The organism is Streptomyces sp. SCSIO 75703, assembly GCF_036607905.1.
Classification (GTDB): Bacteria; Actinomycetota; Actinomycetes; order Streptomycetales; family Streptomycetaceae; genus Streptomyces.
This window is the reverse complement of record NZ_CP144555.1, coordinates 2,267,081-2,292,706: the sequence shown is the minus strand read 5'-3', so window position 1 is coordinate 2,292,706 and position 25,626 is coordinate 2,267,081. Positions and strand designations below refer to the sequence as shown.

The 25,626-nt window shown below is 73.8% G+C and carries 21 protein-coding genes; 9 read left to right on the top strand and 12 right to left on the bottom strand.

All coding sequences use genetic code 11. The annotated features are described in order from the left end of the window. Window positions 1-89 precede the first annotated feature (89 nt). Window positions 90-1,058 carry a quinone oxidoreductase gene (locus VM636_RS09875; protein ID WP_053914571.1) on the top strand — a complete coding sequence of 323 codons (969 nt, stop codon included), beginning with the start codon at window positions 90-92 and terminating at the stop codon, window positions 1,056-1,058. 381 nt (window positions 1,059-1,439) lie between these two features. On the opposite strand, the gene VM636_RS09870 is transcribed toward VM636_RS09875, so the two are convergent. Next, window positions 1,440-2,498 (bottom strand): PadR family transcriptional regulator, encoded by a 1,059-nt coding sequence (locus VM636_RS09870; RefSeq protein WP_030421013.1) that lies wholly within the window; start codon window positions 2,496-2,498, stop codon window positions 1,440-1,442. 1 nt (window position 2,499) lies between these two features. Next, window positions 2,500-3,372 (bottom strand): DUF4097 family beta strand repeat-containing protein, encoded by an 873-nt coding sequence (locus VM636_RS09865; protein WP_053914570.1) that lies wholly within the window; start codon window positions 3,370-3,372, stop codon window positions 2,500-2,502. A 484-nt stretch (window positions 3,373-3,856) separates the two neighbouring features. On the opposite strand from VM636_RS09865, the gene VM636_RS09860 reads away from it, so the two are divergent. Continuing rightward, window positions 3,857-4,564: a hypothetical protein gene (locus VM636_RS09860; RefSeq protein ID WP_338484281.1), complete on the top strand. Its 708-nt coding sequence runs from the start codon at window positions 3,857-3,859 to the stop codon at window positions 4,562-4,564. Between the two features lie 105 nt (window positions 4,565-4,669). Here VM636_RS09860 and VM636_RS09855 read toward each other — a convergent pair whose 3' ends face one another. The 5 genes from VM636_RS09855 to VM636_RS09835 form a co-directional block, all read right to left on the bottom strand. After that, window positions 4,670-4,849, bottom strand: a complete 180-nt coding sequence (locus VM636_RS09855) for a DUF6104 family protein (RefSeq protein WP_003992906.1) — start codon at window positions 4,847-4,849, stop codon at window positions 4,670-4,672. 210 nt (window positions 4,850-5,059) lie between these two features. Further along, on the bottom strand, window positions 5,060-8,869 hold the full coding sequence (locus VM636_RS09850; protein ID WP_030421010.1) for a multifunctional oxoglutarate decarboxylase/oxoglutarate dehydrogenase thiamine pyrophosphate-binding subunit/dihydrolipoyllysine-residue succinyltransferase subunit: 3,810 nt from the start codon (window positions 8,867-8,869) through the stop codon (window positions 5,060-5,062). Between the two features lie 280 nt (window positions 8,870-9,149). Then, window positions 9,150-10,259, bottom strand: coding sequence for an ATP-binding protein (locus tag VM636_RS09845; protein ID WP_030421009.1), 1,110 nt, complete (start codon window positions 10,257-10,259; stop codon window positions 9,150-9,152). Beyond that, the gene (locus tag VM636_RS09840) at window positions 10,256-10,993 is read right to left on the bottom strand and encodes a response regulator transcription factor (RefSeq protein WP_030421008.1); all 738 of its coding nucleotides are present in this window, start codon (window positions 10,991-10,993) and stop codon (window positions 10,256-10,258) included. Before VM636_RS09840 ends, VM636_RS09845 begins: the two co-directional genes overlap by 4 nt. 112 nt (window positions 10,994-11,105) lie before the next feature. Continuing rightward, window positions 11,106-11,792, bottom strand: coding sequence for a spermidine synthase (locus VM636_RS09835; RefSeq protein WP_030421007.1), 687 nt, complete (start codon window positions 11,790-11,792; stop codon window positions 11,106-11,108). A 277-nt stretch (window positions 11,793-12,069) separates the two neighbouring features. Here VM636_RS09835 and lon point away from each other — a divergent pair, with 277 nt between their 5' ends. Continuing rightward, on the top strand, window positions 12,070-14,493 hold the full coding sequence (lon, locus tag VM636_RS09830) for an endopeptidase La (RefSeq protein WP_030421006.1): 2,424 nt from the start codon (window positions 12,070-12,072) through the stop codon (window positions 14,491-14,493). An 84-nt stretch (window positions 14,494-14,577) separates the two neighbouring features. On the opposite strand, the gene VM636_RS09825 is transcribed toward lon, so the two are convergent. Then, window positions 14,578-15,408: a lysozyme gene (locus tag VM636_RS09825; RefSeq protein WP_030421005.1), complete on the bottom strand. Its 831-nt coding sequence runs from the start codon at window positions 15,406-15,408 to the stop codon at window positions 14,578-14,580. A gap of 239 nt (window positions 15,409-15,647) precedes the next feature. Here VM636_RS09825 and VM636_RS09820 point away from each other — a divergent pair, with 239 nt between their 5' ends. Beyond that, complete coding sequence (locus VM636_RS09820; protein WP_030421004.1) at window positions 15,648-16,142, top strand: MarR family transcriptional regulator; 495 nt, start codon at window positions 15,648-15,650, stop codon at window positions 16,140-16,142. A gap of 16 nt (window positions 16,143-16,158) precedes the next feature. Here the strand turns inward: VM636_RS09820 and VM636_RS09815 are convergent, their stop codons facing one another. After that, window positions 16,159-16,944 (bottom strand): protein phosphatase 2C domain-containing protein, encoded by a 786-nt coding sequence (locus tag VM636_RS09815; protein WP_030421003.1) that lies wholly within the window; start codon window positions 16,942-16,944, stop codon window positions 16,159-16,161. Window positions 16,945-17,397: 453 nt separating this feature from the next. Between VM636_RS09815 and VM636_RS09810 the strand changes: the two genes are divergently transcribed. From VM636_RS09810 to VM636_RS09790, 5 genes are read left to right on the top strand one after another with little or no spacing between them, the layout of a single operon-like run. Continuing rightward, window positions 17,398-20,562 (top strand): nitrate- and nitrite sensing domain-containing protein, encoded by a 3,165-nt coding sequence (locus VM636_RS09810; protein ID WP_338484280.1) that lies wholly within the window; start codon window positions 17,398-17,400, stop codon window positions 20,560-20,562. Then, window positions 20,559-21,062, top strand: a complete 504-nt coding sequence (locus tag VM636_RS09805) for a roadblock/LC7 domain-containing protein (RefSeq protein ID WP_030421001.1) — start codon at window positions 20,559-20,561, stop codon at window positions 21,060-21,062. The genes VM636_RS09810 and VM636_RS09805 overlap by 4 nt, the downstream gene beginning before the upstream one ends. Beyond that, complete coding sequence (locus VM636_RS09800) at window positions 21,059-21,520, top strand: DUF742 domain-containing protein (protein WP_338484279.1); 462 nt, start codon at window positions 21,059-21,061, stop codon at window positions 21,518-21,520. Before VM636_RS09805 ends, VM636_RS09800 begins: the two co-directional genes overlap by 4 nt. Continuing rightward, on the top strand, window positions 21,501-22,151 hold the full coding sequence (locus VM636_RS09795) for an ATP/GTP-binding protein (RefSeq protein WP_030420999.1): 651 nt from the start codon (window positions 21,501-21,503) through the stop codon (window positions 22,149-22,151). The genes VM636_RS09800 and VM636_RS09795 overlap by 20 nt, the downstream gene beginning before the upstream one ends. 15 nt (window positions 22,152-22,166) lie before the next feature. After that, complete coding sequence (locus VM636_RS09790) at window positions 22,167-23,429, top strand: styrene monooxygenase/indole monooxygenase family protein (RefSeq protein WP_030420998.1); 1,263 nt, start codon at window positions 22,167-22,169, stop codon at window positions 23,427-23,429. Here the strand turns inward: VM636_RS09790 and VM636_RS09785 are convergent. From VM636_RS09785 to VM636_RS09775, 3 genes are all read right to left on the bottom strand, one after another. Continuing rightward, a complete protein-coding gene (locus VM636_RS09785; RefSeq protein WP_030420997.1) occupies window positions 23,393-24,541 on the bottom strand; it encodes a C40 family peptidase in 1,149 nt (382 codons plus the stop codon). The genes VM636_RS09790 and VM636_RS09785 overlap by 37 nt on opposite strands. A gap of 103 nt (window positions 24,542-24,644) precedes the next feature. Next, window positions 24,645-24,953 (bottom strand): hypothetical protein, encoded by a 309-nt coding sequence (locus tag VM636_RS09780; protein WP_053914568.1) that lies wholly within the window; start codon window positions 24,951-24,953, stop codon window positions 24,645-24,647. A gap of 10 nt (window positions 24,954-24,963) precedes the next feature. Further along, window positions 24,964-25,617, bottom strand: a complete 654-nt coding sequence (locus VM636_RS09775; RefSeq protein ID WP_030420995.1) for a TetR/AcrR family transcriptional regulator — start codon at window positions 25,615-25,617, stop codon at window positions 24,964-24,966. Window positions 25,618-25,626: the final 9 nt, after the last annotated feature.

Here is a 25,626-nt window from a genome sequence, read left to right as displayed (position 1 = left end):
GTCGGTTCCGGTGGTGTCCTGGCAAGAGGGTGTGTGTCACAGGGCCGCGTGGTTCCGGACCGCGGGCCGGGGACCCTATCGTCAGGGTCATGTTCGCTGTCTACGCCGCCAGAACCGACCGTGACCGGCCGCTCGACGGACTGGAGACCGGGGAGCGACCCGCCCCCGAGGCGCCGCCCGGCTGGAGCATCGTCGACGTCCGGGCCGCCTCCCTCAACCACCACGACCTGTGGTCCCTGCGCGGCGTCGGCCTCCCCGAGGAACGGCTGCCGATGATCCTCGGCTGCGACGCCGCCGGCGTCGACGCGGACGGCAACGAGGTCGTCCTGCACTCCGTGATCGGCCAGACCGGTCACGGGGTCGGCCCCCGGGAGCCCCGGTCCATCCTGACGGAGCGGTACCAGGGGACGTTCGCCGAGCGGGTGGCCGTGCCGACCTGGAACATCCTGCCCAAGCCGAAGGAACTCTCCTTCGAGGAGGCCGCCTGCCTGCCCACGGCCTGGCTGACGGCGTACCGGATGCTCTTCACCAACGCCGGGGTGCGGCCCGGCGACTCCGTGCTCGTGCAGGGCGCCGGGGGCGGGGTCGCCACGGCCGCCATCGTGCTGGGCCGGGCCGCTGGGCTGCGGGTCTTCGCCACCAGCCGGGACGAGGCGAAGCGGCGGCGGGCCCTGGAGCTGGGCGCGGTGGAGGCCGTCGAGCCGGGCGCGCGGCTGCCGCAGCGGGTCGACGCGGTCATCGAGACGGTGGGCGCCGCGACCTGGTCCCACTCGGTGAAGTCGCTGCGCCCCGGCGGCACGCTGGTCATCTCAGGCGCCACCAGCGGGGACCGGCCCTCGCACGCCGAACTGACCCGGATCTTCTTCCTCGAACTGCGGGTCGTCGGCTCCACCATGGGCACCAAGGACGAACTGGAGGACCTGCTCTCCTTCTGTGCGGCCACCGGGGTCCGCCCCGTCGTCGACGAGGTGCTGCCGATGGACCGGGCCCGTGAGGGCTTCGCGCGGATGGCGTCCGGGGAACTGTTCGGGAAGATCGTCCTCCGCGCCGCGCCCTGAGCGCTTTTCCGTCCCTCCTGCCGTCCCCCTTCCGTCTGTCTTCTCCTCGCGTACGGCGGGTCCGGTGCCACGGGCCCGGCGCGTTCCGGTGAGCGGGTGAACGGGCGGCGGGGCGGGCCGCCCGGTTCCGGCCGGGACGCGAAGGAGGTACTGGAGGAGACGCCGCGCGTGGCCCCCGCCCGGCGCGGACGGCACCTCGGTGACGAGCACCTCCTCCTCGCCCTGACCGCCCGCCCGGGGTGTCGGCCGAGGTTCCGGCCGATCACGCGGTGCCCCACGCCTCGCTGATCCGCCGCCCTCGACGAGGGCGGCGGACGGGCCCGCGCCTGACGAAGGGCACCCGGCGTGGCTTCGGGGGCGCCGGGTGCCGCCTCCCGCCGGTCAGCCCTTCGGGGTCCTCAGCAGTGCGCCGAGGTGGGCCGCCGCCGTCGACAGATGGCGCCGGGCCTCGCGGAGCTGCTCGGGGGTGACGCCGTGGTCGCGGGCCGCGTCGCGGACGTCGTCGCGGAAGCGGTCCAGCAGCCGGTCCAGGTCGCGCGCCGGATCGCCGGTGGACTCGGCCGCGTCCTGGTGGGACCAGGCCGGGGCGTACTCCGCCGGGAAGTCCGCGGGGGAGTGGGTGTACTCGGGCCGGGGGGCGGCCGGGTCGGCGGCCGGGCGGCCGAAGCCCCACTCCCTGCCGACCTCCTTCCCGAAGTCCTTGCCGAACTCGCCGACCTCCCGGGCCAGTTCGCTCAGTCCCTCGCGCAGTCCGGTCGGCCAGTCGCCTCGCGCGAAGTGGTCCTGCACCTGTTCCTGCACGCGCTGGGCGATGCGCTGCACCTCCTCCTGCGCCTGCGCGGTGGCCCGCTCCTGGGCCTCCTTGGCCTGGCGCCGCGCGCGCTGGGCCTCCTCGCGGGCCCGGCGGCTCTCGTCCTTGGCGCGGCGGGCCTGCTCCTTCCACTCCTGCTTGACGCGCCGCATCTCCTCCTTCGCGGCCCGCCACGCCTCCTTCTCGTCGGTGTCCGCACCGGCGTCGGCGGCGCCTCCAGGGCTCCTCGCGCCGGTGCCCCGGCGGGCCTCGCCGGCCGCGGCGCGCATCTCCCGGCGTAGATCGCCCGCCGCGCCGCGGACGTCGGCCCGGATCTCGGCGGCCAGCTCGGCGACCGACTCCCGGATCTCCAGCTCCAGGTCGGCCAGTTCACCGCTGCGGTCGGCCAGTTCGGCGCGTCCGGCGTCGGTGATCGAGTACACCTTGCGGCCGCCCTCGGTGGTGTGGGTGACCAGGCCCTCCGCCTCCAGCTTGGCCAGGCGCGGGTAGACCGTGCCGGCCGAGGGCGCGTACAGGCCCTGGAAGCGCTCCTCCAGGAGCCGGATCACCTCGTACCCGTGGCGGGGGGCCTCGTCCAGCAGCTTGAGCAGGTAGAGGCGGAGGCGGCCGTGGGCGAAGACGGGCGGCATGTCAGAGCACCTTCTTGTCGGTCGGGCCGTCGGGGGTGCCGTCGGCCGGGGTGCCGTCCGGGGCGTCGTCGGCGGACGGCCGGCGCAGCAGGGCGATCGAACCGGAGACCGTCGTGGCCCTCAGCCGGCCGCTGCCCGCGCCGAGCCGTCCGGTGATCCGCTTGGCGCCCCACTGGCCGGCCACGCGGAGATCCTCGAAGGCGTTGGAGACCGCTCCGCTCGCCGTGTTCGCCTCGACGTGCGCGTCGGCGGGCTGGGGCAGCCGGATGGCGATCTCACCGGAGACGCTGGTCAGCCCGACGTCGGTGGCGCCGCAGCCCGGATCGAGGTCGACGACCATGGAGCCGCTGACCGACTCCGCGCGGACGGAGGAGCCGGCCTCGACCACGGTCAGGTCGCCGGAGACGGAGTGGAAGCGCAGGTCACCGGTGAGCGCCTGGGCCTCCACGTTTCCCGAGACGGTGTCGGCGCGGACCGGGCCGGAGAGGCCGACCAGGGTCGTGTCCCCGCTGACTCCCCGGACCTCGGCCGGGCCCCCGATGCCGGAGACCGTCGCCGCCGCGCCGACCGCCCCCACCTCCACGCGGGTGCCGGAGGGCACGGCGAGCGAGACCACGGCGCTGCGCCGTCGTCCTCTCGGGTCGAGCCAGCTCAGGAGGTCTTTCCAGGGCAGGTCCTCGTACGCCACGGTGAGGGTGCCGTCCCGGTGGGTCACGACGAGGGGCGGGCCCTCCAGCTCGGTGACTTCCAGGCGTGCGGGACCCTCGTCCGTGCCCACGACGTTCACCGTCCCGCCGACGACGCGGACCCGGAGCGTGCTCACGGGGGCGTCGAAGGCGAGCTTTCCGGGCTCCGTGACGGACCACTCGGACATGGCGCAGACCTCCTCATCGAACGCGGCATATCGCGTCCATCCCTTCTCACGATATATCGCGGTCGCGGGAAGTCAAGGCACCCGTTCTGGTGATCAACGTGCGGCCGGGTGTACGGGATTGCCCTAGCTTGTGAGCATGTCGACGGAAGAGCCCCGCCCCGGCCGCCCCACGGGCCACACAGGCGATACAGGCCACACGGACCACAGGGAACACACAGGCCAGGCAGGCCAGGCAGGCCAGGCAGGGCACGCAGGTCACGCAGGGCACTCCACGGGGGGCCACCCCACCGGCCGTCCCGCCGGCCCCGGCTCCGCCGCCCCCTCCGCCCCCGCCGGTTCTTCCGGTCGTGCCTCCGGCGAGCCGGCCGCCTCCCCGGCCGGCCTCGCCGCGGCGGCGCCGGCGGACCGTGCCGCGGGCGCGCTGCTCCTGTGCCGGGCGGCACCGGAGGAGGTCGCCGCCGTCGCCGCGCTGCTCGGTGAGCCGATGCCGCTGGCCGCGGCCGGCCCCGGCTGGAGTGTCCTCGTACCGGAGGGCGGCCCCTGGCGGGACGGCGGCGAGCCGGTCGACCGCGTCGTCACCGGCTGGGCCGTCGCCCTCGGCGTCGGCGCCCCCTGGCCGGTGCTCGCCCTGTGGTGGGACGCCGACCGCGCCGGTTACGTGCTCGCCTCCGGATTCCGCCGGCCGGTCGGCTACGTGTGGCTCGCCGACGGCATCCCGGCGGGGGAGGACGAGGCGATGCGCACCTTCGCCGCCCGCCTGGGACTCGATCCGGTCCTGGACGTCCAGGCGCTGGACCGGCTGACCGCGCCGGACGCCGAGGCCGACGCCCCGGCCCGGCTGCGCGGGCTGCTGGCGGTGCTCGGCCGCGCCGGGGTCGCGCTGCCCGCCGTACTGTCCCCCGGGGAGCCCGCGGACCGGCTCGGCGCGGCGGCCCGGGCCCTCACCGGAGTCTGGCGGACCGGGACGGCCCACCCCCACGCGGTCGCCGACGTCGGGCCGCTCGCCCCCTGGATGCCCTGGGTGGGCGGCCCGGGGGCGCGCGCGCTGGCGCTCACCCAGGTGGCGGCGGGGCTGCCGCTGACGCTCTGGGGACTACGGCGGCGCAGCGGCGGCTGGATCGCCGCCGGTTCCCTGCTCACCGCCCACGGTGTGCTCGGACTGGCCTACGGCCTCGCGCCCCGCCGGGCCTGACCGCGCCCCGCCGCCACCGGACCGAAAGCCCCCGCCCGGCGCGGAGCGCCCCGTCCCGGCACGAGTGCCGCGCCCCCGCGCGCCGTTACTCGCCGTTACTCACCGTTATTCGTCGTCCTCGTCGTCCAGCCGGGCGAGCCAGGTCGCCAGGCGCTCCACCGGGACCTCGAAGTCCGGGTTCAGGTCGACGAAGGTGCGCAGTTGCTCGGCGAGCCACTCGAAGGTGACCTCCTCCTCGCCGCGCCGCTTTTCCAGCTCCTCGATGCCGCGGTCGGTGAAGTACACGGGGTGCTCCGCAAGGGGGGTAGACGGGGTGTTCACGAACGGCTCCAGGCTATCCGGCGCCCGGCCCCGCGCGGGCCGCCCCCACGTACGGACCGGGAGACGGCCGGGCGGGAGACGGCCGGCCCGGAGACGGCCCGGTCCGGGAAACGGCCGGGGCCCCGTCCCGAGCCGGTGGCTCGGGACGGGGCCCCGGGTGCGGGGTTCAGCGGCTCACGCCTCGAACACCTCGCGCACGAGCTGCTCCTGCTCGGCCTGGTGCCGCTTGGCGGAACCGACGGCCGGGGACGAGCTGTGCGGACGCGAGATGCGGCGCAGGCGCTCGCCGTGCGGGACGTCGGCGCCGACCGCCAGGTCCAGGTGGTCGATCAGGTTGAGCGCGATGAACGGCCAGGCACCCTGGTTCGCCGGCTCCTCCTGGGCCCACAGGTACTTCTCGGCGTTCGGGTACTTGGCGATCTCCGCCTGGAGCTCGGCACCCGGCAGCGGGTACAGGCGCTCGATGCGGATGATCGCCGTGTCCGTCACACCGCGCTTCTGCCGCTCGGCGTCGAGGTCGTAGTAGACCTTGCCCGCGCAGAAGACGACCTTGCGGACCGCGGCCGGGTCCACCGACTCGTCGCCGATGACCGGGCGGAACTGACCCGTCGTGAACTCCTCCGCCTTCGAGGCCGCCGCCTTCAGGCGCAGCATCGACTTCGGGGTGAAGACCACCAGCGGCTTGTGGTGCGGGTTGTGCACCTGCCAGCGCAGGAGGTGGAAGTAGTTCGACGGCAGGGTCGGCATGGCGACCGTCATGTTGTTCTGCGCGCAGAGCTGGAGGAAGCGCTCCGGGCGGGCGGACGAGTGGTCCGGGCCCTGGCCCTCGTAGCCGTGCGGCAGCAGCAGGACGACGCCGCTGGTCTGGTTCCACTTCTGCTCGGCCGAGGAGACGAACTCGTCCACGACCGTCTGCGAGCCGTTGACGAAGTCGCCGAACTGCGCCTCCCACATGACGAGCGCGTCCGGGCGGGCCAGCGAGTAGCCGTACTCGAAGCCCATCGCCGCGTACTCGGAGAGCAGGGAGTTGTAGACGTTCAGGCGGGCCTGGTCCTCGGACAGGTACAGCAGCGGCGTGTAGTCCTGGCCGGTGTTGCGGTCGATGATGACCGCGTGCCGCTGGCCGAAGGTGCCGCGCTGGGAGTCCTGGCCGGCCAGGCGGACCGGCACGCCCTCCAGCAGCAGGGAGCCGACGGCGAGGGTCTCGCCCATGCCCCAGTCGATGGTGCCGTCCTCGACCATCGCCGCCCGGCGCTGGAGCTGCGGGAGCAGCCGCGGGTGGACGGTGATGTGGTCGGGGATGTTGACCTGCGACTCGGCGATCCGCTTGACGACCTCGCTGCTCACCGCGGTGCTCACGGCGACCGGGAACTCGGCCTGCGGGTCGCTGGACTCCACGGAGGAGGGCTGCGAGGTGGCCTCGCGGACCTCGGTGAAGACCTTCTCCAACTGGCCCTGGTAGTCCTGGAGCGCCTGCTCGGCCTCCTCCAGGGTGATGTCGCCGCGACCGATGAGGGACTCGGTGTACAGCTTGCGCACCGAGCGCTTCTTGTCGATCAGGTCGTACATCAGCGGCTGGGTGAAGGCCGGGTTGTCCGACTCGTTGTGACCGCGGCGGCGGTAGCAGATGAGGTCGATCACCACGTCCTTGTTGAACGCCTGGCGGAACTCGAAGGCGAGCCGCGCCACGCGCACGACGGCCTCCGGGTCGTCGCCGTTCACGTGGAAGATCGGGGCCTCGATCATCCGGGCCACGTCCGTCGCGTACATGGAGGAGCGCGAGGACTCGGGCGCGGCGGTGAAACCGACCTGGTTGTTGATGACGATGTGGACGGTGCCGCCGGTGCGGTAGCCGCGCAGCTGCGACATGTTCAGCGTCTCGGCCACCACGCCCTGGCCCGCGAAGGCCGCGTCGCCGTGGATCGCCACCGGCAGGACGGTGAAGTCCGTGCCGCCCTTGTTGATGATGTCCTGCTTGGCGCGCGCGACGCCCTCCAGGACCGGGTCCACCGCCTCCAGGTGGGAGGGGTTGGCCACCAGCGAGACGCGGATCTGGTCGCCGTCCAGGCCGGTGAACGTGCCCTCGGCGCCCAGGTGGTACTTCACGTCGCCGGAGCCGTGCATCGACTTCGGGTCGAGGTTGCCCTCGAACTCGCGGAAGATCTGCGCGTAGGACTTGCCGACCACGTTGGCCAGGACGTTCAGCCGGCCGCGGTGGGCCATGCCGATGACGACCTCGTCCAGCCGCGACTCGGCGGCCGAGTCCAGCACGGCGTCCAGCAGCGGGATGACGGACTCGCCGCCCTCCAGGGAGAACCGCTTCTGGCCGACGTACTTGGTCTGCAGGAAGGTTTCGAACGCCTCGGCGGCGTTGAGGCGGCGCAGGATGCGCAGCTGCTCCTCGCGCTCCAGGCTGGAGTGCGAGCGCTCCACGCGGTCCTGGATCCACTTGCGCTGCTTCGGGTCCTGGATGTGCATGAACTCGATGCCGGTGGTGCGGCAGTACGAGTCGCGCAGCACCCCGAGGATGTCGCGCAGCTTCATCATCACCTTGCCGCCGAAACCGCCGACGGCGAAGTCGCGCTCCAGGTCCCACAGGGTGAGGCCGTGCTCGGTGATGTCCAGGTCGGGGTGCTTGCGCTGCTGGTACTCCAGGGGGTCGGTGTCGGCCATGACGTGGCCGCGGACCCGGTAGGAGTGGATCAGCTCGAAGACGCGGGCGGCCTTGGTGACGTCGTCGTCGTGGCTGGCGTCGATGTCCTTGAGCCAGCGGACCGGCTCGTAGGGGATGCGCAGCGCCTCGAAGATCTCGTCGTAGAAGCCGTTCTCGCCGAGCAGGAGGTTCGCGACCTGGCGCAGGAACTCGCCGGAGGCGGCGCCCTGGATGACCCGGTGGTCGTAGGTCGACGTCAGGGTCATGACCTTCGAGATGCCGAGCTTGTTCAGGGTGTCCTGGCTGGTGCCCTGGAACTCCGCCGGGTAGTCCATGGAGCCGACGCCCAGGATGACCGACTGGCCGGGCATCAGGCGCGGCACGGAGTGGACGGTGCCGAGGCCGCCCGGGTTGGTCAGGGAGACCGTGACGCCGGTGAAGTCGTCCATCGTCAGCTTGCCGTCGCGGGCGCGGCGGACGATGTCCTCGTAGGCCTGCCAGAACTCGAAGAAGTTCAGCGTCTCGGCCTTCTTGATGGCCGCGACGACGAGCTGGCGGTCGCCGTTGGGCTTGACGAGGTCGATGGCGAGGCCGAGGTTGATGTGCGCCGGCTTGACCAGTGTCGGCTTGCCGTCCTTCTCGCCGAAGGAGTGGTTCATCGCCGGCATCGCCTTGATGGCCTGCACCATCGCGTAGCCGATCAGGTGCGTGAAGGAGATCTTCCCGCCCCGGGCGCGCTTGAGGTGGTTGTTGATGACGATGCGGTTGTCGAAGAGCAGCTTCACCGGGACCGCGCGCACGGACGTGGCCGTGGGCAGCTCCAGGGAGGCGTTCATGTTCTTCACGACGGCGGCGGACGGGCCGCGCAGCGTCACCAGTTCGGGGCCCTCGGGCGCCGCGGCCGGCGCGGCCTTCGCCGGCGCCTTGGCGGCGGGCTTGGCAGCCGGCTTCGCGGCGGGCGCGGCGGGGGGCGCCGCCGGTGCGGCCGGGGCCGCGGCGGCGGGCTGCGCCGCCGGCTTCGCGGGGGCGGGCGGCGGCGGTGCCGCGGGGGCCGGGGCGGGAGCCTGCGCCGGGGTGGCCGGGGGAGCCTGCCGTGCGCCGTCGGCGCCGGCGGTCGCGGCACCCGACGCGGCCTGGGCGGCGGCCGCCCCCGGCTTGTAGTCGGCGAAGAAGTCCCACCAGGCACGATCCACGGAGTTCGGGTCCTGGAGGTACTGCTGATAGATCTCGTCGACGAGCCACTCGTTGGCACCGAACGCCGCCGCGGGGTTCTTGCCCGCTTGGTCGGTGTCGGTGGAGATGCTCGAGTTACTGGGGGACTGTGGCGACACGGCGAGAACCGCCCTCTTCCGCTTCACAAGATGGTGGACAGCGGAAATCAAGGCTACGCCCCCGCGGCCCGGAAGGTCAGGCCAGGCCGTTCATCGTCGCGTAAGTCACACCTCGGACCGCGTTTCGGTGCGTGAAATGGCGGGAAACAAGCGTGGTTCTCTTGTGTCGGGGAAGGCGAAAGCGCGGCCCGGCGCCCCGGGGACGCGGGCCTGGAGCTGATCACACGTGTCCGCCTGCGCGAACGCTCGTGGATCTTGATGTTCCGTTTCGAACCCTACGTCAACCTGTTGATGGCGAGACTCCCGGAAGAGTGATGAGAATGCGGCAGCCCCGTTCAGATTCGGCCACGCCGATCCGTCCGCCGTGCAGATCCACCGCCCAGCGCGCGATCGCCAGGCCGAGCCCGGTGCCGCCGTCGCTGCCCGGACCGTGCGGCCGGGAGACCGACCCCCGGTTGAACCGCTCGAAGACCCGCCGCCACTCCGAGCGCGGGATGCCCGGACCCTCGTCCATGACCTCCAGTTCGAGCGACTCGGGCTGCGCCCCGCGCCGGGCCCGGACGGTCACCCGGCCGTGCGGCGGGCTGTGCTTCACGGCGTTGTCGATGAGGTTGGCCACCACCTGGTGGATGCGCTCGGGGTCCGCGTGCGCGGTCAGGTCGGAGGGGAAGACGTCCAGGGCCAGGTGCACGTCGGTGCGGGTGTGGCTGCCGGAACCGGAGGCGATGGCCGCGCGCGCCGAGGCCACCATGTTGGCCTCCTTCAGCACACCCGACAGATAGGGCCACACCTCGAAGCGCCGCTTGCGCAGCGGGACGACGCCGTTGTCCAGCCGGGAGAGGTCCAGCAGCGTCTCCACCAGCCGGCCGAGCCGCTCCGTCTGGCGCAGCGCCGTCCGCATGGTCTCCGGGTCGGCCTCCGTGAGCCCGTCGACGATGTTCTCCAGCACCGCGCGCAGGCCCGCGATGGGCGTGCGCAGCTCGTGCGAGACGTTCGCCACCAGCTCCTTGCGCTGGAGGTCCTGGGCCTCCAGGTCGTCGGCCATGCGGTTGATGGTGACGGCGAGGTCGCCCAGTTCGTCGCGGCGGTTCTCGTGCACCCGGCGCGTGTAGTCGCCGTGCGAGATGGACCGGGCCACCGCGTTCATCTCGTCCAGCGGCGCGGTCAGCGAGTGCGCCACGAACTGCGTGATCAGCAGCGTGGCGATCATCGAGAAGACCGTGATGAAGCGCAGCTCCGTCTTGGTGTGCACGGCGATCACCGAGAGACCGGTGGTGATCAGCACCGACGTGACGACGAGAGCGCCCAGCTTGGTCTTGATGGAGAACGGGCGTACGCCGCCCCAGGGTTCCCCGGGGCTCCTCCGTGCGGCCTCCCGCCCCCGGCTCATGGCGCGGGCGTCTCCAGGGCGTAGCCCACGCCGTGCACGGTGCGGATGCGCTCGGCGCCGATCTTGCGGCGCAGCGCCTTGATGTGGCTGTCCACGGTGCGGGTGCCGGAGGCGTCCGCCCAGTCCCACACCTCGGCCAGGAGCTGCTCCCGGGAGAGCACGGCGCGCGGGGTGTTGGCCAGGCACACCAGCAGGTCGAACTCGGTGGGCGTCAGGTGGACGTCCTCGCCGCGCACCCGCACCCGGCGCTGGGCGTGGTCGATCTCCAGCTCGCCCAGGCGCAGGATGCCGCTGCGCGGCGTGGTCGCGGCGAGCGCGGCCCGCTCCACGCGGCGCAGCAGGACGTGGACCCGGGCCGCCAGTTCCCGCATGGAGAACGGCTTCGTCATGTAGTCGTCGGCACCGACGCCGAGCCCGACCAGCATGTCCGTCTCGTCGTCACGGGCCGTGAGCATCAGCACCGGCACCGGGCGCTGGGCCTGCACCCGCCGGCACACCTCCAGGCCGTCGAAGCCCGGCAGCATGATGTCGAGGATCAGCAGGTCGGGCTGCCACGCCTCGGCCGTGTCGACGGCGGACGGGCCGTCACCCGCGGTTTGCACCAGGAAACCCTCGGCGCGCAGACGGGTCGCGATGGCGTCCACGATCGTCTGGTCGTCCTCGACCACGAGCACCCGGCGCTGCGCGCCCTGCGCCGTCGCCGTGCCGTTGTGGGAGGTGTGTGTCTGCTCCATCGCCCGCCCCTGAGGTGTGCTTTCCGGAATCCGTGGGGTGATCCCATGACTGCGTCCGACGCGGTCGAAGCCGCGCCAGGGAAGCAGCGTACGGGGGATCACCGCGGCTTTTCTACGCAGGCCCGACGGCGAGGTGGACGACGTCCGGAACGCCTCGGGCAACGGGGATCTCTTCGGTACGCACCTGCCGGAATCCGGCATTACGCAAGGTTTCTTCGAAATCCGGTGAGGGCTGCGCCGACCATACGGCGAGCACCCCGCCGGGCCTCAACACCCGGGCGCAGTCGGCCAGTCCGGCCGGCGTGTACAGCCCGTCGTTGCCCTCCGTGACGGTCCAGTCGGGGCCGTTGTCGATGTCGAGGCAGAGTGCGTCGTACGTGGCGGACGTCTCACGCAGGTGCGCCACCAGGTCGGCCTCGACGATCTCCGCGCGCGGGTCGGCGAGGGCGGCCTCGGAGACCGCGGCCAGGGGGCCGTCGCGGTGCCAGTCGACGATGGCCCGCTCGCGCTCGACCACCGCGATGCGGCCCCAGCGGGGGTCGGCGGCGGCATGTGCGAGCGAGAACCCGACCCCGAGCCCGCCGATCAGCAGGTGCGGTGCCTCCCGGGCGTCGAGCGCCTCGGCCGCCGCGTCCACGAGCCGCCGCTCCGAGCGCCCGTCGGAGGTGTCCATCAGGAAGCAGCCGTTGGCGATGATCTGGAGCAGTGCCCCGTGGCGGCGCAGGACCACCTCGCCGTGCGGGCCCTCGCGGCGGTCCAGCACTTCGGGAGGCTCGTAGGAGTCGGAGGTGAAGGGCATCGCTCCATCCTGGCAGGGAATGGACGCCCCTCCACCGGCGCTCCTCATAGTCATACGGAATGGTCATACGGAGTTGCCGGTCGGGTGGAGCGACTGATAGAGGCGCCTCCGCTTGAGGGGATCGGGAGGAAACCGGACCAAGGGGACCGTCGGCGGTTCCGGCGCCGTCCGGGTGGTCCGTGATCGCTGGGAGCGAACACCCCTCAGGGCCGGGAACAATCACCGCCTCTCCTGCATTGAGTCGGCATAACTCAACTTGACTGCCGAAGGGGAGATCATGGCTGCTGAGTCCACTGCCTTCACACCGCTCACCCTGCCCGTGCTGCCGGTCGACGACGACGTCGTGCTGCCCGGGATGGTCGTCCCCCTGGACCTGAGCGACGCCGAGGTGCGGGCAGCGGTGGAGGCCGCCCAGGCCGCCGCCCGCTCCGAGCCCGGCAAGCCCCGGGTCCTGCTGGTGCCGCGGGTCGACGGGGCCTACGCCCACACCGGCGTCCTCGGCACGGTCGAGCAGGTCGGCCGCCTCGCCGACGGCGACCCGGGCGCGCTGGTCCGCGGCCGGCACCGGGTGCGCATCGGCGCCGGCACCACCGGCCCCGGCGCCGCCCTGTGGGTCGAGGGCACCCGCGTGGCGGAGGAACTGCCCGACCCCCTGCCCGGACACGCCGCCGAACTGGTCACCGAGTACAAGGCCCTCGCCACCGCCTGGCTGCGCAAGCGCGGCGCCTGGCAGGTGGTGGACCGCGTCCAGGCCATCGACGACGTCTCCGCGCTCGCCGACAACTCCGGCTACTCGCCCTTCCTCACCACCGAGCAGAAGACCGAGCTGCTGGAGACCGCCGACCCGGTGGCCCGGCTGCGGCTGGCCACCCGGCACCTGCGCGACCACCTCGCCGAGCAGGACGTCGCCGAGACCATCGCCAAGGACGTCCAGGAGGGCGTCGACAAGCAGCAGCGCGAGTTCCTGCTCCGCCGCCAGCTCGAGGCGGTCCGCAAGGAACTGCGCGAACTGAACGGCGACCCGGGTGGCGAGGAGTCCGACGACTACCGCACCCGTGTCGAGGCCGCCGACCTGCCCGAGGCGGTCCGCGAGGCCGCGCTCAAGGAGGTCGACAAGCTGGAGCGCTCCTCCGACCAGTCGCCCGAGGGCTCCTGGATCAGGACCTGGCTCGACACGGTGCTGGAGATGCCCTGGAACGAGCGGACCGAGGACGCCTACGACATCCGCGGCGCCCGCGCGGTCCTCGACGCCGAGCACTCCGGGCTGGACGACGTCAAGGAGCGGATCACCGAGTACCTGGCCGTGCGCAAGCGCCGCGTGGACCGGGGGCTGGGCGTCGTCGGCGGGCGGCGCGGGGGCGCGGTCCTCGCCCTGGTCGGCCCGCCCGGCGTCGGCAAGACCAGCCTCGGGGAGTCGGTGGCCCACGCCATGGGCCGCTCCTTCGTGCGGGTCGCCCTCGGCGGCGTCCGCGACGAGGCGGAGATCCGCGGCCACCGGCGCACCTACGTCGGGGCCCTGCCCGGCCGCATCGTCCGGGCGATCAAGGAGGCCGGCTCGATGAACCCGGTCGTCCTGCTCGACGAGATCGACAAGGTCGGCTCCGACTTCCGCGGCGACCCGGCCGCCGCCCTGCTCGAAGTCCTCGACCCGGCGCAGAACCACACCTTCCGGGACCACTACCTGGAGGTCGAGCTGGACCTCTCCGACGTGGTCTTCCTGGCCACCGCCAACGTCCTCGAGGCGATCCCGGAGGCGCTGCTCGACCGGATGGAGCTGGTCCGCCTGGACGGTTACACCGAGGACGAGAAGGTCGTCATCGCCCGCGACCACCTGCTCCCGCGTCAGCTCGAACGGGCCGGACTCGCGGCCGACGAGGTGCGCGTCGAGGAGGCGGCACTGCGCAGGCTGGCCGGCGAGTACACGCGCGAGGCCGGCGTGCGCAACCTGGAACGGTCCCTCGCGCGGCTGTTGCGCAAGGTGGCGGCACAGCACGAACTGGGAGAGCGGGAACTGCCGTTCACCGTCGCCGAGGGCGAGCTGCGCGGGCTGATCGGCCGGCCGCACCACGTGCCCGAGTCCGCCCAGGACCCGGCCGAGCGGCGCACCTCCGTGCCGGGCGTGGCCACCGGCCTCGCGGTCACCGGCGCCGGTGGCGACGTGCTCTTCGTGGAGGCGTCCCTCGCCGACCCGGAGACCGGCGCGGCGGGGCTGACGCTCACCGGCCAGCTCGGCGACGTGATGAAGGAGTCGGCGCGGATCGCGCTCAGCTTCCTGCGCAGCCACGGCGCCGAACTGGAGCTGCCGGTGGCCGACCTGAAGGACCGGGGCGTGCACGTCCACTTCCCGGCGGGCGCGGTGCCCAAGGACGGTCCGAGCGCCGGCATCACCATGACCACCGCCCTGGCCTCGCTGCTGTCGGGCCGCCTGGTCCGCACGGACGTGGCGATGACCGGCGAGGTCTCGCTGACCGGGCGGGTGCTGCCGATCGGCGGGGTGAAGCAGAAGCTGCTCGCGGCGCACCGGGCGGGCGTCACCACGGTGATCATCCCCAAGCGCAACGAGCCCGACCTGGACGACGTCCCCGCCGAGGTGCTGGACACCCTCGACGTGCACGCCGTGACGGACGTCCGCCAGGTCCTCGAGCTGGCGCTGGCGCCGGCCGCGGACGGCGCGGTGCCGGAGGTTCCGGTCGCAGCGTGACGGACGCGGCCGGAAGGAGGCGAGGGCCCGCCCCCCGGGAGGGGGCGCGGGCCCTCGTCGTACGGGGTCGACGTACCGGGGCCGTCAGCCGTTGGCGAGGGCCCGGACGCGGTCGAGCGCGCCGTTGAAGCGGTCGTGGTCCCCGACCGTGGGTCCGGTCGAGGTGTACTGCCACATGGTGTAGAAGGACCAGCCGGCCGGCAGGGTGCCCACCGTCGAGGCGTAGCGGGCGATCCACAGCGGGTTGGTCGAGGCGAATCCGGCGTAGTTGCCGGTGCACTCGGTCCACCAGCTCGTCGCCGTGTAGATGACGGCGTCGCGCCCGGTGCGGGCCCGGTAGGTGGCGAGGAAGTCCCTGATCCAGGCGACCATCTGGCTCTGCGTCTTGCCGTAGCAGGAAGCCCCGTACGGGTTCCACTCCATGTCCAGCGCGCCCGGCAGGGTCTTGCCGTCCTTGGACCAGCCGCCGCCGTGGTCGACGAAGTAGTTGGCCTGGGCGGCGCCGGAGGCGGTGTTCGGGGTGGCGAAGTGGTACGAGCCGCGGATCATGCCGACGTTGTACGAGCCGTTGTACTGCTGGGCGAAGGAGGGGTTGGTGAAGTAGGTCCCCTCGGTGGCCTTGACGTACGCCCACTTGACGCCGCTGTTCCACAGCCTGGGCCAGTCGACGTTGCCCTGGTGGCCGGAGACGTCGACGCCCTCGGTCTGGACGGCTGCGGCGGAGCGGGGGGTGCCCTCGCTCCCGTCGTGGGCGAGGACGCCCATGCCGAGGTGGGCGGAGCCGCGCGGCGGGGTGGGGTCCGCGGCGCCGGCGGAGTGGGCGGGGACGGCGGTGAGCAGCAAGGACGCGGTGAGCAGCGCTCCGCTGAGGGCGAGGCGCCGGGCGCGGGTGGTGCCGGGTCTGTGCACGGTCATGACGTGCCTCCGAAAGCTCGGTGGGGCTCGGTGGGGGGTCGGCGTGCGGGACGAGCCCCCGGTATGGCGTGGGCATGCCATGCGGGGGTTCACGAGGAACGCTACGCACGTAGAACGGCGGGGGGAAGGGGTGCTCGCGGCTGCCGATGGTCTAAGCCTGCGAAATACTTGCCGAGCTGCGGCGATGGCCGGCGATGGCGGAAAGTTTCCGCACCGGGAAAACGAGGCAGGGGACTGACGTGCGCGAAGTGGGAAACGGCGAGGACCGCGGTGCCGGGGCCGAGGGGCCCGCGAGTGGTGTGGACCAGCCCGGATTCCTCTCGCTGGAACGGGAGTTGACGCTGCTGCTGCGCCGGGCGCGGGCCAGCCAGGGGGAGATGGCCCGGGAGGTCCACCCCGACCTGGAGCCCTCGGCGTACGGACTGCTGGTCCGGCTCGGCGAGTGCGGGGGCCAGCGCGCCACCGAACTGGCCGGGTACATCGGCGTCGGCAAAGCGACCATGTCGCGCCAGCTCCGGGCGTTGGAGGAGCTGGGGCTCGTCGCCCGCGAACCCGACCCCGCCGACGGCCGCGCCTGGCTCGTCACGCTCACCCCCGAGGGCCGGGACCGGGTCGGCCGGGTGCGCGAGGCCCGCCGCGCCCGCTACGCCCGCCGGCTCGCCGACTGGGACCCGGGCGAGGTCACGGAGCTGGCCCGCCTGCTCCACGAACTCAACCGCAGCGTGGGCCGCTGACCCGCCGGACGCGCGCTCACAGCTCCGCGTAGACGACCGTCGCGTCGTCGTGCCGCTTGGCGCGGCCGAGGAACCTGCGGCCGGTGTCGGCGCGTTCGAGCCAGCGGACCCGGTCGACCAGGGCCCGCGCGCCCTCCTCGCGCACCACCGCGAGGCAGTCCGGCCAGTCGCCCTCGCGGAAGGTCTCCACCCACCGCGTCGCCCCGTCCGTCAGCGCCACCAGCGCCCGTACGTCGGAGCGGCGCAGCACCCCCGCCACCGCCCGCCGGGCCACCGACGGATCGGCCGCGGCCGTGAAGAAGCCGCCCTCCTTGTTGCGGTAGGTGCCGTCCGCCACCGCCTCCGAGGCCAGCGCGCCCGGCGGCAGCCGCTCCAGCCGGTCGTCGAGCAGCGCCGTGACGGTGCCGTCCGGTGCCTCGACCAGCAGCGCGGAGTCCGAGAGCACCAGGTATTCCACCGCCGCCGCCGACCAGCGGGCCAGGACCACGGTGGCCTGTGGCGTGCGGGGGTGAGAAAGGTCACAGGTTTCCGCGTGCGCGGCCGAGGTACGAGCGAGGGCGCGGGTCAGGACGCCGGCGAGGGGAACATCCGGGAGTGAAACGGTCAGTTCGGTCAGCGCGCCGCCGAGGCGCGCGGTGAACCAGGGCACGCTGTGCAGACACCCCGTCCCGGTCCGCGGCGGTGTCACGCCGTCCAGCACGACGAGCGCGCCACCCTGTCCCGAGGCCGGTAGCCCGACACTGGCGAAGTCCTCGTTGGGGCGGTCGGGGAGGCCGGGTTCGGAGACGATTTCCGTGCGCATCCGGCCAGTCTGCACGACCCCTTCACAGAGTCGGCGAAAGGCCGGCATCCGGCCCGCGACCGACCCGGACACGCGGGCGTACCGCCGGTTTTGGGGCGGATTGCCGCGCCCCCGCGGACCGGTGGCGGCACATAGTGCCACCGCCCGCCGCAGACGTCCAACCGGCTCACGGAGCGGTACGGTCGCACGAGCCACGGGAACTTGCCCCCCAACTCCCCTCCGGGGTTCACTCCTTCGGGTGGCGGGTCAGGTGATGCGCGCCCACCGCCCACCCGCGCTGGGAGGGTCGGGAACCGGTGGGGGGCCTGCCCTGCTCACCCGGTCCCCCCGCCCGACGCCCGGTCGGCGGCGGGGGAGCGGCCCAGAGCTGGGGAGAGGGTGCACGCGCCGGCCGGCCAGTTGACGGAGCGCCACCCGGGCCCACGGGTACACGAGTCAGGAATGCGAGCACCGGTGCAGAAGACGCGGCCTCGTCGTACAGGCAAGCAGACGGCTCCCGCGGAGAACGCGGAACCGGCCCCCGGCACCACCCCCCCGGCGGCCCCCGTCGGCAAGGGCCGGCCCACCCGCGTGCGCAACCGCCTCATCGTCGCCGTGGCGGTCGTCGCCGCGGCCGTGGCCGGCGCGGGGGCGCCCTCGGTGATCGCCGCCTCGGCGCAACTGCACGAGGCCCAGGAACTGGTGACGCTCGCCGAGCGGACCCAGAGCGCCCTGGCCCTCGCCCACGCCCTGGCCGACGAACGCGACGAGGTCACCCCCTACATCGCGGCCGGCCGCCCCAAGTCCAAGGCCCCCTCCGAACAGCGCGGCGCCCGCGTCGACCGGCAGGTCGAGGAGCTGCGCGCCGACGGCGGCACCCCCGCCGCCCTGCGCGAGGACCTGGACGCCGTCGCCGCCCTGCGCCGCTCCGCCCTCACCGGCAAGAGCACCGCGCTGGAGGCGCACGAGGCGTACACCGAGGCGATCGGCGAACTCCACGCCCTCGCCGAGGAACTGGCCGAGCAGTCGCCGCCCCGCGCGGGCTCCGGCGCCTACGCGCTCGCCGAGCTGGACACCGCCGTCCAGCAGGCCGCCGCCACCCGCGGGCTGCTCCTCGCCGCCTTCGGCGTGCCGAGCACCACCCGCACCGTCATCGACCCGGTCACCGGGCTGCCCGTGCAGTCCGTCGGCTCCACCGACGCCGACACCGAGCGGCGCGACGCGCTCACCGCCGCCGCCCAGCGGACCCGGGTCGCCTCCGACGCCGCTCTCGCCGGGTTCCGCGAGCGGGCCGCCAAACAGGCCCGGGACGGCTACGACACCACGGTCTCCGGCCCCGAGGTCAACGCCGCCGAGAAGTACCTCGCCGCGCTCACCGACGAGCCGTCCCTGTCCGACGAGGACCTCGCCACCGACGTCAAGAAGCTGGACGCCGCGCTCTCCGCCCGCATCGACGCCATGCGCGGCGCCGAGTCCGCCCTCTACGAGCGGCGCACCACCGCCCTGGAGAACCTCCGCGACGACGACGTCACCGCGCTGGAGATCCGCATCGCCGCCCTCGGCGCCGTCGTCCTGCTCGCCGTCGGCATCACCACCGCGCTGGCCCGCTCCCTGACCCGGCCGCTGTCGGTGCTGCGCCGCGGCTCGGCCCGGCTCGCCGAGGCCGAGGACCCGGCCGCCCAGGAGCCCATCGCCTTCACCGGCCGCAACGACGAGTTCGCCCAGGCCGTGCGCTCCGTCAACGCCCTGCACGCGCAGGCCGCCGCGCTCGCCGAGCGGGTCACCACCCTGGAGGCCGACCGCAAGCACCTGGTCGGCCAGCGGCAGAAGATGGCCGACGCCCGCGAGGAACTGCGCGCCGAACTCGACGAGGCCGCCGCCCGGCTGGACGTCGTGCGCAAGAGCATCGGCGGCACCTTCGTCAACCTCGCCCTGCGCACCCTCGGCCTGGTGGAGCGTCAGCTCGCCGTCATCGAGTCCCTGGAGGAGCGCGAGCAGGACCCGGAACGGCTCGCCACCCTCTTCAAGCTCGACCACTTCGCCACGGTCATGCGCCGGCACAGCGAGAACCTGCTCGTGCTGGCCGGCACCGAGCACGTCCAGCACAGCGCCGGACCGGTGCCGCTGGTCGACGTCGTCCGCGCCGCGGTCAGCGAGATCGAGCGGTACGAGCGGGTCCGCATCGCCGCGCTGCCGCCGCACGCGCACGTGGCCGGCTTCGCCGCCGACGACCTCTCGCACCTGCTCGCCGAACTGATGGAGAACGCCACCTCCTTCTCCCCGCCGGACCTGCCGGTGGAGGTCTCCGGCTGGCTGCTGGAGAACGGCGAGGTGATGCTCTCCGTCCAGGACGAGGGCATCGGCATGACCGCCGAGCGGCTCCAGCGCCTCAACGGCCGGCTGACCGACTTCGACCCGGAGGCGCCGTACGACCAGGAGGGCGAGGACGGTCTCGGCCTCGGCCTGTACGTGGTGGCCCGGCTCGCCCACCGGCACGGCGCGCGGGTGCGGCTGCGGGAGCAGAAGCAGGGCGGCGTCGCCTCCGTCGTGGTCCTGCCGGAGGCGCTGCTCGCGCCGTCGCCCCCCGCCGCCGTCGCCCCGTCCGCCGCGCCCCCGGCCGACGGCTCCACCGTCTCCCTGCCGGGCGCCGACGCCGAGGCCAACTCCAACGTCCTGCACGGCCGCGCCGAGTCGGACGCCGACCCGCTGGTCGCCTCGGCGGAGCGCGCGGTGCGCCGCGCGGAGGCGGAGGCAGCCGGCACCGGGGCGGACACCGCCGCCGCGGACGCCCCGGCCGAGGCCGCCGCCGCGGACCTCGCCGGGGGCCCGGAGCCCGAGGCCCCGGCTGCGGGGGACCCCGCCCCGGCGGACGCCCCCGAGGCCCCCGCCGCCCGGGACCTCCCCGACGACACGACGATGGCGCTCCTGCTCCCCGCGCCCTCCCCGGCGCCCGACGACGAGCCCGCCCCGGCCGCGCGGGCCCCCCGGGAGGAGGACGCCCCCGAGGACGACGCCCACGGGGGCGACGCCGTCGGCCTCGCGGTCCCCGAGCGCGCCGCCCGCGAGGCCGGCGTCGCGGACGCGGACGGCGGACCCGCCCGCGGGCACGACCCGGAGCGGCCCCCGGCCGCCACCGCCACCGCGCCCGACGGGACCGCGTCCGCCGAGGACGGCGCCCGCACCCGTACGGAGGCACCGGTCCCCGCCCGCGTGCCCGTCCAGGCGCAGGCCCCGGCGCCCGAGACCGAGACCACCACCCGGGAGAGCACCGCGGCGGCCTCCGCCCCCGAGTCCCGCGGCTCCCGGCCCGACGGCCCCTACGCCATCGGCCCCGACGCCCACGAACGCACCCCGGACGAGGGCACGGAACCGGACGACGATCCCGTCACCGACAAGGGACTCCCCAAGCGGACCCCGAAGATCAGCGCACCCGCGGCGGCCCCCAAGCCGCGCACGGGGTCCGTGGACGCCGAGTCGCTCCGCCGCCGCCTGGGAGGTTTCCGCCGGGGGGCGGAGGCCGGGCGGCGGGACGTCGAGGCCGAGATCGCGGACGAGACGGCCCAGAACCGGGCGCCGGACGCCCGGGACGGGACGACCGAAGAAGCCATGGGGGGCCCTGTCGAGGAGGCAAGCAGTTGACCGCTCCCAGTACCTTCGGACTGAGCAGTGAGGCACGCAATCTCCACTGGCTGCTGACCAACCTCGTGGAGGAGGTGCCCGGCATCGTCTCGGTGGCGGTCGTCTCCTCCGACGGCCTGCTGCTGCTCTCCTCCGACCCGGACCGCAACGAGGCGGCCCGGACCAAAGAGACCGGAAAGCCCAGCGGCCCGCGGGGCTCCGCCGCCGACCTGGCCACCGTCATCTCCGGCGTGGGCAGCCTGACCGTCGGCGCCGCTCGGCTGATGGACTACGGCAACGTCAAACACACCATGGTCGCCATGGAGGAGGGCAGCCTGTTCGTCATGTCCATCAGCGACGGCTCGCTGCTCGGCGTGCACGGCGCCGCGGACTGCGACATGAGCGTCATCGCGTACCACATGGCCCTGTTCGTCGGCCGCGCCGGACACGTCCTGACGCCCGAACTCCGCAGCGAGCTGCGCCAGTCCCTGGAGTCCGAGCCCACCGGGAGTGGCCGATGAGCAGCGCGCCGAAGGACCGGAAACAGCTCCCCACCCGGGGCGCGGACCGCAAGCCCGCCCGCGTCCGCCCCTACTCGCTCACCGGCGGCCGCACCCGCTTCGGCCACGTCCTGCTCGTCGAGACGTTCGTCGGCGCCACCGCGGGCACCGCCGCGCTCGAAGCCGCCGAGGAGCGCAGGGAACTGACCGGGGGCGACCCCGCCGCGCTCGGCGCCGGCGGGCTCAGCTCCCGGGTCATGCCCGAGATGCGGGCCATCGTCGAACTGTGCCGCCGGATGCGAACGGTGGCCGAGATCGCCGCGCTGCTGAAGATGCCGCTCGGCGTGGTCCGCGTGCTCATCAGCGACCTGGCGGACCAGGGAAAGATCCGTGTGTACGGCACGGGAACCGGACACGGCACCGGCCGTCCGGACCGCGCACTGCTCGAAAGGGTGCTCAGTGGACTCCGTCGTCTCTGACGTCGCCGGCTCCGGCGGCTCCTCGCTTGTCGAGCCCGACGAGCCCGACGAGACCGTGCAACCCTGGCAGACCGACCGCACCCGCGCCCCGATCGCCACCAAGATCGTGATCGCGGGCGGGTTCGGCGTCGGCAAGACCACGCTGGTCACCGCCGTCTCGGAGATCACGCCTTTGCAGACCGAGGCGCTGATGACCCAGGCGAGCGAGGAGACCGACGACCTCACCGCCACGCCGGGCAAGCTCACCACCACCGTGGCCATGGACTTCGGCCGCATCACGCTCGACGACGACCTGGTGCTCTACCTGTTCGGCACCCCGGGGCAGCAGCGCTTCTGGTTCATGTGGGACGACCTGGTGCGCGGCGCGATCGGCGCCGTGGTCATGGCCGACACCCGCCGCCTGAAGGACTGCTTCCCCGCGCTCGACTACTTCGAGAGCTGCGGGCTGCCGTACGTCGTCGCGGTCAACCACTTCGACGGGAGCGAGGTGTACGAGGTGGAGGACGTCCGTGAGGCCCTGACGATCCCGGCCCACATACCTGTCATGATCATGGATGCGCGCCGCCGGATCTCGGCCATCGAGACCCTCCTGTCCCTCGTGGGCCACGCGCTCGACGAAACACCCGAGTAGGAGACGTAACCCCGCATGCGGAAGATACTCGTCGTCGGGGCCGGACAGTCCGGCCTCCAACTCGCCCTCGGCCTCCAGTCGCACGGGTACGAGGTCACCCTGATGTCGAACCGGACGGCGGACGAGATCCGCACGGGCCGGGTCATGTCGACGCAGTGCATGTTCCACACCGCCCTCCAGCACGAGCGCGATCTCCAGCTGAACTTCTGGGAGTCCCAGGCCCCGAAGATCCGCGGACTCGGCATCTCGGTGGCGGTGCCCGGCTCGCACGACCCGGGCCCCTCGCAGCGCGCCATCGACTGGCTGGGACTGCTCGACGGCTTCGCCCAGTCGGTCGACCAGCGGGTCAAGATGGCCGGCTGGATGGAGACCTTCGCCCAGCGCGGCGGCCAACTGGTCATCCACGGCGTGGCCGTCGGCGACCTCGACTACTTCTCCCGCGCCTACGACCTCGTCCTGATCGCCGCAGGCAAGGGCGAGCTGGTCCAGATGTTCGGCCGGGACGCCTCCCGCTCCCCGTACTCCGCGCCCCAGCGCGCGCTCTCCGTCGCCTACGTGCACGGGATGGAGCCGCGCCCGGAGCACCCGGACACCGAGGCCGTCCGCTGCAACCTGGTGCCCGGCGTCGGCGAGATGTTCATCATGCCGACCGTCACCACCTCCGGCCGCGCCGACATCCTGTTCTGGGAGGGGATACCCGGCGGCCCGCTCGACGCCTTCAAGGACGTCAAGGACCCGGCGGAACACCTCTCCCTGACCCTGGAACTCATGGAGCGGTTCCTCCCCTGGGAGTACGCGCGGGCCACCAAGGTCGAGCTGACCGACGCCGGCGGCACGCTCGCCGGCCGCTACGCCCCCACCGTGCGCCAGCCCATCGGACGGCTGCCCGGCGGGGGAGCGGTCCTCGGCGTCGCCGACGTGGTCGTCGCCAACGACCCGATCACCGGCCAGGGCTCCAACTCCGCCTCCAAGTGCGCCGCCTCCTACCTCGCCTCGATCCTGGAGCACGGCGACCGGCCGTTCGACGAGACCTGGATGCAGCAGGCCTTCGACCGCTACTGGGAGACGGCCCGGCACGTCACCAAGTGGACGAACACCATGCTGGCCCCGCCGCCCCCGCACATCCTCGAACTGCTCGGCGCCGCCGGGCAGCACCAGGTGATCGCGGACCGCTTCGCCAACTGCTTCGACGACCCGTCCGACCTGGAGAACTTCTTCTTCGACCCGGACCGCAACGCGGCCTACCTCAAGGAGGTCGCCGAGGCCGCCGGCGCCTGAGCGGAGCCGTACCCCTCGTCGGAGCCGTCCGCCGCGCCGGCGGGCAGCTCCGGCGGCGCGTACGCCGCCAGCGGCCGGGCCCCCGGATCGGGCCGTACGGCGCCCAGCACCGGGTTGGCCGCGATCGGCGACACCTTCACCCGCGCGCCCGGCCGGGGTGCCTGCACCACCAGGCCGTCGCCGAGGTAGAGCGCCACGTGGGTCGCCTCGGGGAAGTAGACGACCAGGTCCCCGGGGCGCAGCTCGTCGAGCGGGACGCGCGCCAGGCGGGCCCACTGCTCCTGGCTGGTCCGCGGGATCGGGGTGCCCGCCCGCTGCCAGGCCCGCGCGGTCAGCCCCGAGCAGTCGTAGGCGGCCGGGCCCTCGGCGCCCCACTCGTAGGGCTTGCCGAGCTGGTCCACGGCGAAGCGCACCGCCCGCGCGCCGTCGGCCGAGGGCGCGCCGCCGGTGCCGAGCGCTCCGGAGGCGAGGAAGCGTTCCTGGGACGCCTGCTCGCCCGCGCCCTCCAGGGCGGCCAGCGCGGCGATCTGGCCGGCGCTGAGGGAGGCGAGGAGTTCCTCGACGGCGCCGAGCCGCCGCCGTACGTCGTCGCGCTGCTCCTTCTGCCGTTCGGCGAGGGCGGCCTCGGCGGCCAGCGCCCGGTGCGCCCGGCGGGCGAGCTCGTCGGCCTTGCGTTCGGCCCCGGCGACCCGGCCCACCGCCGTGGCCCGCTGCGCCGCCAGCCGGCCGATGACGTGCCCCTGGTCGAGGGCGCGGCGGGCGTCGGGGGCGAGCAGCAGGCCGAGGTAGGGGGAGAGGCCGGTGCCGCTGTCGCGGTACTGCTCGCGGGCGAGGCGGCCGGCCGCGCCGCGGCTGTCGCTCAGGCTGCGGCGGCTGCGGGCGAGTTCGGCGTCCAGGCGCCGCACCTCGGCCTGCCGGCGGCGCAGCAGCTCGCGGGTGCCGTTGTACTCCTCGGTGGCCTTCTCGGCGTCCCGGTAGCGCCGCTGAAGATCCGTCAGCAGCTCCGCCACGGACGGCGCGGGCGCGGGGCCGGCCGCGGCGGGCAGGGGCGCGAGGGCGGTGCCGGCGGCCACCGCCGCGGCGCACACCAGGCGCAGGAGCCGTCCTGACACGTCATCACCTCCCGTGCGGGGCGGCCGGTCCGCTCCGCAGGGCGAGCATGGGGCGTGTCCGCGCGGTCCGCGCGCCGGGTGTGCGCGGTTCGGCGCAACCCGGTCACCCGTGGGTGGCGTCCGGATCGTCGCCCGGCGCGGCGTCCCGCCCGCCGGGCGGTTTCGACCAGGGCCACCTCGGGCGGGAGCGCGGGCCGCCCCCGGGGTCGTGCACGTACTTCCAGCGGGCGAAGCCGAGCCGGGGGCCGGTGCGGGGCTCGCGCCGGTAGACCAGCACGGTCGGGGGACCGCCGTCCGGGGCGGGCACGGGGATGCGGTAGGTCTTCGGCGGGTGCCCGGTCATGCCGACCAGCACGGGCAGCACCCGGCCGTCCATGGGGCCGCCCTCGAAGGGGGTGTCCTGGCTCTTCACCCGACCAGTGTCAGGCATCCTCCGCGAGCGTCCCGGCCAGCGCGGCGGTCTGCGGGTCGCGGCGGGCGGTGACGGAGAGCACGGCGAGGAACTGTTCGACGAGCCAGTCCCGCAACTCGTCCACCGGCGGCTGCTTGCCCTCGTCGAGCCAGATCAGGGAGGCCGCCTCCACCGCGGTGATCCACATCCGGACGGTCATCCGCAGCCGGGGCCCGGGGTCCGCGACGTCCAGGTGGCGCATGATGTGCTCGGCGGCGGCCCGCCGCACCCCGTCCACGATCGCGGTGGTCCGGGAGGTGGCGGCGACGCTGCCGCCGCGCAGCAGGGCGCTGAAGCCGGTGTCGTGCCCGTCGACGAAGGCCAGGTAGCGGTCGAGCGCCCGGGAGAGCCGGGTGAGCAGCGGGCCCTCGCGCGGTTCGTCGAAGCACAGGCGCAGCTCGTCGGCGGCCGAGCGCAGCGCGGCCTCGTAGAGCTGCTGCTTGCCGCCGGGGAAGTAGCGGTAGACCAGCGGGCGGGAGACCCCGGCCTGCTCGGCCACGTCGTCGAGGGTGACCTCCTCGGGCGCCCGGTGGGCGAAGAGGGCGAGGGCGGCGTCGAGGAGCTGGTTGCGGCGCTCCTCGACGCTGAGCCGTCGGTAGGCGGGGGTGGCGGCCTGCGGGGTCATGCCCCGCAG